General features: G+C 73.4%; 1 protein-coding gene. It reads left to right on the forward strand.

The window, feature by feature from the left end:
* Position 1: 1 nt before the first annotated feature.
* Positions 2-14,069, forward strand: a 14,068-nt coding sequence (locus tag ACFY4A_RS41590; protein WP_390834513.1) for an amino acid adenylation domain-containing protein, incomplete at its 3' end; no start/stop codon positions are given.

Below are 14,069 nucleotides of genomic sequence, written 5' to 3' on the forward strand. Positions count from 1 at the left end.
GATGTACACGTCGGGGTCCACTGGTACGCCGAAGGGCGTGGCGGTGACGCATGGGAACGTGGCGAGTTTCGTCGCGGACCGGTGTTGGCGTGATGATGCGGTGGAGCGGGTTCTGGTCCAGGCGAACCATGCTTTCGACGCTTCGACGTACGAGATCTGGGTGCCGCTCACCCGGGGCGGACAGCTGGTGCTGCTGCCGCATGGTGAGAAGGACGCGTCCGTGCGGGGTCGGCTGATTGCTGAGCATGGGATCACCAATGTCCATGCGACGGCGGGTCTGTTCCGTGTGCTGGCGGAGGAGTCGCCGGAGATCTTCGCGGGTGTGCGTGAGGTGTCGACCGGTGGTGACGTGGTGTCCGCGTCGGCCATTCGCAGTCTGCTGGAGGCGTATCCGGAGCTGACGGTTCGTACGACGTACGGGCCCACGGAGACGACGGCGTTCACCACGCAGATCCCGTACGTGGCCGGCGATGCCGTACCGGCGAGTGTGCCGATCGGCCGGCCGATGGACAACGCCCGCACGTACGTGCTGGACGAGTTCCTGCGTCCCGTGCCGCCGGGCGTGACCGGCGAGCTGTACCTTGCGGGTTCCGGTCTGGCCCGTGGTTACGACGGTCGGCCGGGGCTGACGGCGGAGCGGTTCGTGGCCTGCCCGTACGGCGGCGGCCGGATGTACCGGACCGGCGACCTGGCCCGCTGGACGCCGGACGGCCAGCTCCTCTTCTCCGGTCGTGCCGACGATCAGGTGAAGATCCGTGGCTTCCGCATCGAGCCCGCCGAAGTCGAATCCGCACTGGCCGCGCACGAGAGCGTCGCTCAGGTCGCCGTCATCGTCCGCGAGGACCGGCCCGGCGCCAAGCGCCTCGTCGCGTATGTCGTCCCAGCGGGCGAGGAAGTCGACGGCGACGCCCTGCGGGAGTTCGCCGCACGGTCCCTGCCGGACTACATGGTCCCCGCCGCGATCGTCCCCCTGCAGGCCCTCCCCGTCACCGTCAACGGCAAGCTCGACCGGGACGCGCTCCCCGCCCCCGAGTTCGGCGGCGGCGAAGGACGTGGCCCCGAGACCCCGGTGGAAGAGGTCCTGTGCGGCCTGTTCGCCGAGGTGCTCGGCCTGGAGCGGGTCGGCGCTGAGGACTCGTTCTTCGAACTCGGCGGCGACTCGCTGCTCGCGATGCGCCTCATCGCCTCCGTCCGCTCGGTGCTGAACGCCGAGGTCGGCGTCCGTGAGCTGTTCGGCACCCCGACCGTCGCGGGCCTGGCCCGGCTCGTCGAGGGCGGTCGGTCCGACGTCAGGTCGGGGCTCGTGGTGCGGGAGCGGCCGGAAACGGTGCCGCTGTCGTTCGGGCAGCAGCGGATGTGGTTCCTCAACCAGCTCGAAGAAGCGGGCGTGGGCGCCGCGTACAACATGTCGCTGGCGCTCCGGCTCTCGGGCGAGCTGGACACCGCCGCCCTCGGCGGCGCGCTCGGCGACCTGGCCGACCGGCACGAGACCCTCCGCACTCTGTTCCCGGAGACGGACGGGACCCCCCGGCAGCATGTCCTGGAGGGCGCGGCCGGTCGTCCGGCCCTGCCCACCCGCCGCATCAGCGAGGCCGAGCTGCCCGAGGTGCTGGTGGCCGAGGCCGGACCGGGCTTCGACCTGGCGCGCGAGCTGCCCTGGCGGGCCGAGCTGCTCGTCCTGTCCGAGTCCCAGTCCCAGTACGAGTCCGAACCCCAGCCCGAGTCCCAGTCCCAGTCCCACTCCCCGTCCGAGTTCGTCCTCCTCCTGGTCGCCCATCACATCGCCGTGGACGGCTGGTCGATGGGGCTCCTGGCGCGGGATCTGCGGACGGCCTACGCGGCCCGCTGCGAAGGCGGCGCGGCCGACTGGGCGCCGCTGCCCGTCCAGTACGCCGACTACGCGCTCTGGCAGCGGGAGGTCCTCGGCGACCCGGCCGATCCGGACAGTCTGATCAGCGCCCAGCTGGGCTACTGGCGGGAGGCCCTGGCAGGCCTGCCGGAGGAGACTCCCCTCCCGGCGGACCGGGCGCGGCCCGCCGTCGCGTCGTTCCAGGGCGGCTCGGTCGCGGTCGAGGTGGACGGCGCGACCCACGCCGGTCTGGCGGACGTGGCCCGGCAGGGCTCGGCGACGATGTTCATGGTGGTGCAGGCCGCCTGGGCGATGCTGCTGGCCCGGCTCGGCGCGGGTACGGACATCCCCATCGGCACCGCGATCGCCGGCCGCGGCGACAGCGCGCTCGACGACCTCGCGGGGTTCTTCGTGAACACCCTCGTCCTGCGCACCGACGTCGGCGGCGACCCGACCTTCGCCGAGCTGCTGGCCCGGGTCCGCGAGACCGACCTGTCGGCGTACGCGCATCAGGACGTGCCGTTCGAGCGGCTGGTGGACGAGCTCAACCCGGAGCGGTCGCTCACCCGCCATCCGCTGTTCCAGATCATGCTGGTGCTGCAGAACGCCCCGTCCACGGACTGGGACTTCCCCGGTCTGACCGTTCACCCGATGAACGCCGGGACGTTGCCCGACGAGGCGCTGCCCGCCCGGTTCGACCTGTCGCTGAGTCTCGCCGAGCGCCGCGACGAGCGCGGCGCGCCGGCCGGGATCACCGGCGACCTGCAGTACGCGAAGGACCTGTTCGACCACGCGACGGCCCGCAGGCTCGTCCACCGGCTGCAGCGAGTTCTGGCGCAGGTGGCCACCGATCCGGAGACCCCGCTCAGCCGGCTCGACGTGCTCGACGCCGACGAGCGGCGCGCGGTCCTTGAGGAGTGGAACGACTCCGTCCGGGCTCTGCCCGCCCTCACCCTCCCGAAGGCGTTCGAGGCGCAGGCGGCCCGGACCCCGGACGCCACCGCGCTGATCGGCGCCGGCGTCTCCCTGACGTACGCGGAACTGGACGAGCGGGCCAACCGGCTGGCGCACGTGCTGATCGGCCGGGGCGTCGGCCCGGAGGACCGGGTCGGCGTCGTGATGGAGCGCTCGGCCGACCAGATCGCCGTGCTGCTCGGAGTGACGAAGGCCGGCGCGGCGTACGTGCCGGTCGACCCGAACTACCCGGCCGAGCGGATCGCGTTCATGCTCGCCGACGCCGACCCGGCGTTGGTCGTGTGCACCGGGACGAGCGCCGGGCTGCTCCCGGCCGGGACCGGGCGGATGCTGTGGGACGACGCGGCGACCGCGGCGGAGATCGCCGCCGCGCGGACGACCGCGCCGACCGACGTGGACCGGAGGGCGCCTCTGCGTCCGGCGCACCCGGCGTACGTGATCTACACCTCGGGTTCGACGGGGACGCCGAAGGGCGTGGTGGTGTCGCACGCGGGTCTGGGCAGCCTGTCCGGTTCCCAGATCGACCGGTTCGAGGTCGGGCCGGAGTCGCGGGTGCTGCAGTTCGCCGCGCTGGGCTTCGACGCCGCCGTGTCCGAGGTGTGCATGGCGCTGCTCGCCGGGGCCGCGCTGGTGGTGCCGCCCGCCGACCGGATGCCGCCGTTCGGACGGCTGGAGGATCTGCTCGACGACTTCGCGGTGACCCATGTGACGCTGCCGCCGTCGGTGCTGGCGGGCGTCGACCGGCTGCCGGACTCGCTGGCGACCGTGGTGGTGGCGGGCGAGGCGTGCCCGCCGGGCCTGGTGGCCGAATGGGCGTCGTCAGCGTCGTCGTCACGGCGGCTGTTCAACGCGTACGGGCCGACGGAGACGACGGTCTGCGCGACGATGTCCGGCGCGCTCACGCCCGCTCGGGGCCGGACCGCAGTGCCGATCGGCGGCCCGGTCTGGAACGCCCGGGTGTTCGTGCTCGACGAGTTCCTGCGTCCGCTGCCGCCCGGCGTCGTCGGGGAGCTGTACGTCGCCGGCGACGGGCTTGCGCGCGGTTACGCGGGCCGTGCGGGACTGACGGCGGAGCGGTTCGTCGCCTGCCCCTTCCCCGGCTCGGGGGAGCGGATGTACCGGACCGGCGACCTGGCGCGCTGGACGCTGGACGGCCAACTGGTCTTCGCCGGCCGTGCCGACGACCAGGTGAAGATCCGAGGGTTCCGCGTCGAGCCGGGCGAGGTCGAAGCGGTGCTGGCCGCGCACGACAGCGTCGGCCAGGTCGCGGTGGTCGTCCGGGAGGACCAGCCGGGCGTGAAGCGCCTGGTCGCCTACGTCGTCCCGGCCGGAGAGGGCGCCGCTGACGGCGCCGTGCTGCGGGAGTTCGCCGCGCGGACCCTGCCGGACCACATGGCGCCCGCGGCCGTCGTGGTGCTGGAGTCCCTGCCGGTCACCGTGAACGGCAAGCTGGACTGGGCCGCGCTGCCCGCGCCGGACCTGGGCGACGGGACGGGCCGCGGGCCCGCGACCCCGGTGGAGGAGATCCTCTGCGGGCTGTTCGCCGAGGTGCTCGGTCTGGAGGGGGCGGGCGCCGAGGAGTCGTTCTTCGACCTGGGCGGCGACTCCCTGCTGGCGATGCGGCTGATCGCGTCGATCCGCTCGGCGCTGGACACCGAGGTCGGCATCCGCGAGCTGTTCGCCGCGCCGACCGTCGCGGGCCTCGCCCGTCTGGTGGACGACGCCTCGGGACGCGGGGGCCGGGCGGAGATCGTCGCCCGGCAACGGCCCCAGGTGCTGCCGCTGTCGTTCGGCCAGCAGCGGATGTGGTTCCTCAACCGGCTGGAGGAGTCGGGAGCGGCGGCGGCGTACAACATGCCGCTCGCGCTGCGGCTCTCCGGCGAGCTGGACGCGGCCGCGCTGGAGGCGGCCCTCGGCGACGTCGCCGACCGGCACGAGACGCTCCGTACGGTGTTCCCGGAGACGGACGGCGCTCCCCGGCAGCAGATCCTCGACGGCCCCGCCGGCCGTCCCGCCCTGCGCGTCCACGACGTCGCGGCGGCCGACCTGCCCGAGGTCATGGCCGAGCTGTCGAACCGGCCCTTCGACCTGACCAGGGACCGGCCGTGGCGCACCGAGCTGCTGACCCTGTCCGACACCGACTTCGTGCTGCTGCTGGTGTCGCACCACATCGCCGTGGACGGCTGGTCGATGGGCGTCCTCGCGCGTGACCTCCAGGAGGCGTACGCGGCCCGGCGCACCGGCTCGGAGCCCGGCTGGGCGCCACTGCCGGTCCAGTACGCCGACTACGCGCTCTGGCAGCGCGAGGTCCTCGGCGAGGCCGACGACCCGGACAGCCTGCTGAGCGCCCAGCTGGAGTACTGGCGGGAGACCCTGGCCGGGCTGCCCGAGGAGCTGTCGCTCCCGACGGACCGGACCCGTTCGGCGGTCGGGTCGTTCCAGGGCGGCTGGGCCCCGATGGAGCTCGGCCCCGACGCCCACGCCGCACTCGCGGCCGTGGCCAAGGAGGGCTCGGCGACGATGTTCATGGTCGTCCAGGCTGCCCTGGCGATGCTCCTGACCAGGCTCGGCGCGGGCGCCGACATCCCGATCGGCACGGTCGTCGCGGGTCGCGCCGACGCGGCCCTCGACGAGCTGGCGGGATTCTTCGTCAACACCCTGGTCCTGCGCACCGAGGCCGCCGGCGACCCGACGTTCGCGGAACTGCTGGGCCGGGTCCGGGAGACCGACCTGGCCGCGTTCGCCCACCAGGACGTGCCGTTCGAGCGGTTGGTGGACGACCTCAGCCCGACCCGCTCCCTGTCCCGGCATCCGCTGTTCCAGATCCTGCTGACGATCGACAACACTCCGGGCGCGGACGCCCCGTGGGAACTGCGCGGCCTCGACGTCCGGCCGATCCTGGCCGACGAGGAGTTCTCGGCCCGCTTCGACCTGTCGATCGGGCTGGTCGAACTCCGCGACGAGCAGGGCGGGCCCGCCGGCATCGAGGGCGGTTTCCAGTACTCCGCCGACCTCTTCGACGAGGACACCGCCCGGGCCCTGGCCCAGCGGCTCGCACGGGTGCTGGAACAGGTCGCCCGCGACCCGCAGGTGACCGCCGGCGAGCTGGAAGTCCTGGACGCGCCCGAGCGGCGACTCGTCGTTGAGGAGTGGAACGACACCCACCAGGCCGTCCCGGCCACGACGCTGCCGGAGCTGTTCCGGTCCCAGGCCGAGCGCGTCCCGGACGCCCTCGCCGTCCTCGACGAAGAGTCCTCCGTGACGTACGCGGAGTTGGACGAGTGGTCGAACCGGGTGGCGCGTTGGCTCATCGGCAGGGGCGTCGGCCCGGAGAGCCGGGTGGCCGTGCTGATGGAGCGGTCGGTCGATCTGATGGCCGTGCTGTGGGGCGTGCTGAAGGCCGGCGCCGCGTACGTCCCGGTGGACCCGGACTACCCGGCGGACCGCATCGCGTACGTGCTGACCGATGCCGCGCCCGCGGTCGTGGTGTGCACGCGTGCGACGGCAGCGGCCGGCGATGCGTCGTGGGCGGTGTGGGACGACGAGGCGACCGTCGCCGAGGTCGCGGCGTTCTCCGGCACCGCGCCGGCTGCGACGGTGACGCCCGGCTCCGCGGCGTACGTGATCTACACGTCGGGGTCCACCGGCCGCCCCAAGGGCGTGATGGTGAGCCACCGGTCGATCGCGAACAAGCTGCTGTGGATGCAGGACGCCTACCGGCTGGCGAGCGACGACCGGGTGCTCCAGAAGACGCCGACCGGCTTCGACGTGTCGGTGTGGGAGCTGTTCTGGCCGCTGGTCGCCGGCGCCGGCCTGGTGATGGCCAAGCCCGGCGGGCATCGCGACCCCGCCTACCTGGTGGACGTGCTGGCCCGGCAGGCGGTGACGGTGATGCACTTCGTCCCGTCGATGCTGGGCGTGTTCCTCCAGGAGGTCCGCCCCGGTGACTGCGCCGGTCTGCGGCGGGTCTTCTGCAGCGGCGAGGCGCTGACGGCGGATCTGGTGGAGGAGTTCCGCCGACGGATCGGCGTGCGGCTCCACAACCTCTACGGGCCGACGGAAGCCGCGGTCGAGGTCACGTCCTGGGACGGCACGGACGGCACGGCCCACGGGTCCGTGCCGATCGGCCGCCCGGTCTGGAACACCCAGACCTACGTGCTCGACGACTTCCTGCGCCCCGTGCCTCCCGGGGTGACGGGTGAGCTGTATCTGGCGGGCGTGCAGCTGGCGCGGGGCTATGCGGGCCGGGCGGGACTGACGGCGGAGCGGTTCGTCGCCTGCCCCTTCCCGGGGTCCGACCGGATGTACCGGACGGGCGACCTCGTCCGCTGGACGGCGGACGGCGAGCTGCTGTACCTGGGCCGCCAGGACGACCAGGTGAAGATCCGCGGTTTCCGGATCGAGCTCGGCGAGATCGAGAGCGTGCTGGCCGGGCACGAGGGCGTGGGCCAGGTCGCGGTGGTGGTCCGCGAGGACCAGCCGGGTGTGAAGCGCCTGGTCGCCTACGTCGTTCCGGCCGGCGAAGACGTGGACGCGGACGTGGACGCGGAGTCGCTGCGGGAGTTCGCGGCGCGGTTCCTCCCGGAGTACATGGTCCCGGCCTCGGTCATGCGGCTGGAGACCCTGCCGGTCACCGTCAACGGGAAGCTGAACCGGGCGGCGCTGCCCGCGCCCGAGTTCGCCGGCTCGTCGGGCCGCGGCCCGGCCACGCAGGCGGAGGAGGTGCTGTGCGGGCTGTTCGCCGAGGTGCTGGGCCTGGAGTGGGTCGGCGCCGAGGACTCGTTCTTCGAACTCGGCGGCGACTCCATCACGTCGATGCTGGTCGTCTCCCGGGCCCGGCGCGCGGGCGTGGCGATCACCGTCCGGCAGGTGTTCGAGCACCGGTCCCCGGCCGGGCTGGCGCGGGTCGCCGGGGTGCCGGCGGCCACGGCGGGCGCGGCGCACGCGCAGATGTCGGGTGTGGGGTCGGCGACGCTGACGCCGGTGATGCGCGAGCTGGTCGAGCGGGCGGGGCCGGCGGCGCTGACCGGGGCGTTCTCCCAGTCGATGCTGCTGGAAGTCCCGGCCGGGCTGGAGCTGCCGCGTCTGGAGGCGGCGGTTCAGCGGCTGCTGGACCACCATGACGTACTCCGTGCCCGCCTGGAGCTCGCCGACGGCGAACCGAGCGCGCTCGTGGCTCCGGAGCAGGGCGCCGCGTCGGCGGTCGTACGGCGCGTCGATGCCGTCGCCCAGGACCTGGCCGCGCTCGTGCGCGACGCCGAGCGGAGCGCGGTCGGGCGGCTCGACCCGGTGGCCGGCCGGATGGTCGAGGCCGTGTGGTTCGACGCCGGCCCCGACGAGCCGGGCCGGCTGCTGGTGGTGGCGCATCACCTGGCCGTCGACGGGGTGTCGTGGCGGGTGCTCGTTCCGGATCTGGCGGCGGCGTACGAGGGCGGTCCGGACGCGGTCCTCGACCCCGTTTCGACCTCGTACCGGGGCTGGGCGGAGGCCCTGGCCGCGGAGGCCGTGAGCGCGGAGCGGCTGAGCGAGCTGCCGGTGTGGACCGGGATGCTGGAGGGCTCGGACCCGCAGCTCGGCGATCGGGCGCTGGACCCGGCCGTGGACACGGTCGCGGGCGGCACGCGACGGGTGGAGCTCCGGCTGCCGGTGTCAGTGACCTCGCAGTTGCTGACACGGGTGCCGGCGGCCTTCCATGCCGGTGTCGACGATGTGCTGCTGGCCGGTCTGGTCGCGGCCGTGGAGGAGTGGCGGCGCGGCCGGGGCCGACCCCTCTCGGGCGGTCTGCTGGTGGACGTGGAGAGCCATGGCCGTGTGCCGCTCTCCGACGAGATGGATCTGACGCGTACGGTCGGCTGGTTCACCAGCTCGCATCCGCTGCGACTGGACGCGGGCGGCGCCGATCACGCCCGGGTGCGCGCCGGGGGTCCGGAGGCGGGCCGGCTGCTGAAGCGGGTCAAGGAGCAGGTGCGGGCCGTTCCGGGGGATGGTCTGGGGTACGGGCTGCTGCGCTATGGGAACCCGGAGACCGCGCCCGCGTTCGAGGGGCTTCCGTCGGCGCAGATCGGCTTCAACTACCTAGGCCGCTTCACCCCCGCCGACCGGACGGCAGGGGGCAGTTGGCGGCCCGACGCCGACACGGTCCTCGGCGGGGCGTCCGACCCGCGCATGGTGCTGATGCACGCCCTGGAGGCCGGTGGACTGGTCCGTGACCTTCCCGAGGGGCCCGAGCTGACGGTCACGCTTGGCTGCCCGGCAGGGCTCTTCGACGAGGAGGAGCTGCGCGAGCTGACGTCCGGCTGGGTGGCGATGCTCGCCGGTCTGGCGGCTCATGCGGGGGAGTCGGGTGCTGGTGGTCACACTCCGTCCGACTTCTCGCTGGTGGCTCTCGGGCAGGGCGAGGTGGAGGAGCTGGAGGCGGGGGTTCCCGGTCTGGTCGACGTGTGGCCGCTGTCGCCGTTGCAGGAGGGGCTGCTGTTCCACGCCCGGTACAACGAGGGCTCGCGCGATGTGTACGTGGGGCAGCGGTTCTTGGATCTGGCAGGGGCTGTGGACGCGGGTCTGCTGCGTGCGTCGTGGCAGGTGTTGCTGGACCGGCATGCGAGCCTGCGGACGGGGTTCCGTCAGCCGGCCGGGATGCAGAGCCCGGTCCAGGTGGTCGTCGAGGGTGTGGAGCTGCCCTGGCGGGAGGTGGACCTGTCGGGTCTGTCCGACGCCGAGGCGGGGGCCGAAGCGCACCGGCTCGCCGAGGAGGACTTGGCGCCGTTCGACCTGGCGGTTCCGCCGCTGATGCGGTTGCTGCTGGTCAAGCGGGGCGCGGACCGGTACCGCATGGTCCTGACGATGCATCACATCGTCACGGACGGTTGGTCGCTGCCCATCCTGTTCGGCGAGCTGTCCCGGATCTACGCGGCCGGAGGCGACGCGAGCGCCCTGCCGCCCGTGCCCCCGTACCGTGACTACCTCGCCTGGCTGGCCCGCCAGGACGAGGAGGCCGCGTCGGAGGCGTGGCGCTCGGTGCTGGCGGGCGCGCACGAACCGACCCTCGTCGCCCCGGTCGAACGGGGCGCGGAGTCCGTCCCGTCCCGCCACGTCACCGTCCGGCTCGACGAACCGCGCACCGCCGCGCTGCGGGAGATGGCGCGGGCGACCGGGCTGACGCTGAACACGCTGGTCCAGGGCGCGTGGGCGGTACTCGTGGGCGTGCTCTCAGGCCGCAGCGATGTGGTGTTCGGCGCCACGGTCGCGGGCCGGCCGGCCGAGATCCCGGGCGTCGAGCAGATGCTCGGCCTGTTCATCAACACCGTCCCGGTACGGGTCCGACTCGACCCGCGGAGGACGGTCGCGGAGCTGCTGACCGGGCTCCAGGCCGAGCAGGCCGAGCTCATCGCGTACCAGCATGTGGGGCTGACGGGGATCCAGCGCATCGCCGGCGCGGGGGCGACCTTCGACACCCTCGTCGTCTACGAGAACTACCCGCACGACCCGGACGCCGGGCGTCAGTTGGGCGGTCTGCCGATCGTCGGAGGCGGCGGCGAGGAAGCGGCCCACTATCCGCTCACCCTGCTCGCCTCCCCGTCGGACGAGCTCGAACTGCGGCTCGACTACCGGCCGGATCTCTTCGACGAGGCCGCCGTACGCATCCTGGCGGAACGCGTCCAGAGGGTCCTGGAGCAGATGGCGGCCGACCCGCACCTGCGGGTGAGCCGGCTCGACGTCCTGGACGAGGCCGAGCACGCCCGGGTGGTCGTGGACTGGAACGCCACCGCGCGGCCCGTCCCGCCCGCGGCGCTGCCGGAGCTGTTCGAGGCGCAGGCACGCCGTACGCCCGAGGCGGTGGCGCTCGTCTCCGGGGACACCGAGGTGACGTACGCCGAACTGAACGCGCGGGCGAACCGGCTCGCGCACCGCCTGGTGGCCCTGGGCGTCGGCGACGAGCAGACGGTCGCCCTGCTGCAGAAGCGGTCGATCGAGCTGGTCGTGTCGATTCTGGCGGTCCTCAAGGCCGGCGGGACGTACGTGCCGCTGGACGCCGACACTCCCGCGGACCGGCTGCGCCGGCTCGCGGCGGACACGGCGGCGTCGGTGCTGGTGACCGACCGCGCGCTGCGCGGCTCCGTACTGGAGGACGGCGCCCGAGCCGTGGTCGTGGTCGACGACGACGCCTCGCTGGAGCAGGAGCCGTCGGGCGACGCCGGGGTGACGGTGCACGCCGACCAGCTCGCCTACGTGATGTACACCTCCGGCTCGACGGGCCTGCCCAAGGGCGTGGCGGTCACCCAGCGCGCCGTGGTCGGCCTGGCTCTGGACCCGTGCTGGGAGGGCAGCGGCAGCCGGGAGCGCGTGCTGATGCACTCGCCGCACACCTTCGACGCGTCGACGTACGAGCTGTGGGTGCCGCTGCTGTCCGGCGGCGCCGTCGTGGTGGCGCCCGGCGAACTCGACGTGCGCGCCATGGAACGGGCCATCGTCGGCGGGCGGGTGAGCGCGCTGTGGCTCACGGCCGGGCTGTTCCGGCTGCTTGCCGAGGAGGCGCCGGACAGCTTCGCCGGGGTGCGCGAGGTGTGGACGGGCGGCGAGGCCGTCCCCGCCACGGCCGTGCGCCGCGTGCTGGAGGCGTGCCCGCACACGAAGATCGTGGACGGCTACGGCCCCACGGAGACCACCACCTTCGCCACGACCTTCCCGATGCGGGCGCTGGACGAGGTGCCCGACTCGGTGCCGATCGGCCGGCCGATGGCGAACACGCGGGTGTACGTGCTCGACGACGCCCTGCGCCCGGCGCCGGTGGGCGTCGCGGGCGAGCTGTACATCGCGGGCGACGGCCTGGCGCGCGGCTACGCGAACCGGTGCGGCCCGACCGCCGAGCGGTTCGTGGCCGATCCGTTCGGCCCCGCGGGCTCGCGGATGTACCGGACCGGCGACGTGGCCCGCTGGACGTCGGACGGCGCCCTTCTCTCCGCCGGTCGCGTCGACGACCAGGTGAAGATCCGTGGCTTCCGGATCGAGCTCGGCGAGATCGAGAGCGTGCTGGCCGGACAAGAAGGCGTGGGCCAGGTCGCGGTGGTGGTCCGCGAGGACCAGCCGGGCGTGAAGCGCCTGGTCGCCTACGTCGTCCCGGCGGACGGCGGCCTCGACGGCGAGGCCCTGCGCGCGTTCGCCGCGCGCGCCCTGCCGGAGTACATGGTGCCCGCCGCCGTCGTCGCGCTCGGCTCGCTGCCCATCACCGTGAACGGCAAGCTCGACCGGGCCGCCCTGCCCGCCCCCGAGTTCGGGGGCTCGACGGGCCGCGGCCCCGCCACGCCGGTGGAGGAGGTGCTGTGCGGCCTGTTCGCCGAGGTGCTGGGCCTGGAACGGGTCGGCGCGGAGGAGTCGTTCTTCGAACTCGGCGGCGACTCGCTGCTCGCGATGCGGCTGGTCGTACGCGTCCGGTCGGTGCTCGACGCCGAGATCAACGTACGGGAGCTGTTCGGCGCGCCGACCGTCGCGGGGCTGGCCCGGCTGGTGGAGAACAACGAGGACGACGTCCGGATCGGTCTCGTCGCACGGGAACGGCCCGAGACGCTGCCGCTGTCCTTCGGCCAGCAGCGCATGTGGTTCCTCAACCAGCTCGACGAGACCGGAGCCGAAGCGGCCTACAACGTCCCGCTCGCGCTGCGGCTCTCCGGCGAGCCGGACGTCGAGGCCCTCGAAGCGGCACTCGGCGACGTGGCCGCCCGGCACGAGACGCTCCGCACGGTGTATCCGTCGACGGACGGCAGCGCCCGGCAGCAGCTCGTCGACACCCCGCCGCCCCTCCACGTGCGGGAGGTGACCCCGGCCGACCTGGCCGACGCCATGGCTGCGGTCGCGTCCCAGGGGTTCGACCTGGCGTGCGAGCTGCCGTGGCGGACGGAGCTGCTGATCGTGAGCCGCGATGTGATCGCGGACTCCTCCGATGCTTCGGACGCCGAGTACGTGCTGATGCTGGTGGCGCATCACATCGCCGTGGACGGCTGGTCGATGGGCGTCCTCGCGCGTGACCTCCAGCACGCCTACGGGGCGCGCGTCGCCGGCTCGGCTCCTGCCTGGTCGCCGCTGGCCGTGCAGTACGCCGACTACGCGATCTGGCAGCGCGAGGTCCTCGGCGAGCTGGACGACCCAGACAGCCTGATCAGCGCCCAACTCGCCTACTGGCGCGAGGCGCTGGCCGACCTCCCCGAGGAGCTCACGCTCCCGGTGGACCGGACGCGGCCCGCGATCTCCTCCTTCGAGGGCGGATCCGTACCGCTCGAACTCGGCGCGGAGGCCCACGCCGCCCTGCTGGAGGTCGCCCGTCAAGGCTCGGCGACGATGTTCATGGTGGTCCAGGCGGCGCTGGCGATGCTGCTCGCCCGGCTCGGCGCGGGCAGCGACATTCCCGTCGGCACCGCGATCGCCGGCCGCGGCGACGCGGCGCTGGAGGGCCTGGTCGGGTTCTTCGTCAACACCCTGGTCCTCCGTACCGACGCCTCGGGGAACCCGTCCTTCGAGGAGCTGCTGGCCCGGGTCCGCGAATCGGACCTGGCCGCGTACGCCCACCAGGACGTGCCGTTCGAACGCCTCGTGGACGACATCAGCTCCGAGCGCTCGCTCGCCCGGCATCCGCTGTTCCAGATCATGCTGGTCCTGCAGAACATCCCTGCCGCGGAGTGGGACCTGCCCGGCCTGACCATGCACCAGCAGGCGTCCGAGACGCTCCCCGACGCGGCCCTGCCCTCCCGCTTCGACCTCTCCATCAACCTCACCGAACACCGCGACGCGCAGGGCGACCCCGCGGGACTCGGCGGTGGAGTCCAGTACGCGACTGACCTGTTCGACGGCGCCACGGCCAGGGCTCTGGCCGACCGGTTGGTGGGTGTGCTGGAGCAGGTGGCCGCGGACCCGCGGGTACGGATCAGCGGGCTCGACGTGCTGGATCCGGACGAGGAGTGGAGGGTCGTCGGGGAGTGGAACGACACTGCTCGGCCGGTTCCGGCGGGGACGCTTCCTGAGTTGTTCGGTGCGCAGGCGGCGCGGACGCCGGATGCGGTGGCGGTGGTGTCGGGGGACGTCACGTTGTCGTACGCGGAGTTGGACGAGCGGGCGCGTCGGGTGGCGTGTGCGCTGGTCGGCCGGGGTGTGGCCGTGGAGGACCGGGTCGGTGTGGTGATGGACCGGTCTGCGGATCTGGTGGCGGTGTTGCTGGGTGTGGTGAGGGCCGGTGCGGTGTATGTGCCGCTGGACGGTG

The organism is Streptomyces sp. NPDC001292, assembly GCF_042896465.1.
Taxonomy (GTDB): Bacteria; Actinomycetota; Actinomycetes; order Streptomycetales; family Streptomycetaceae; genus Streptomyces.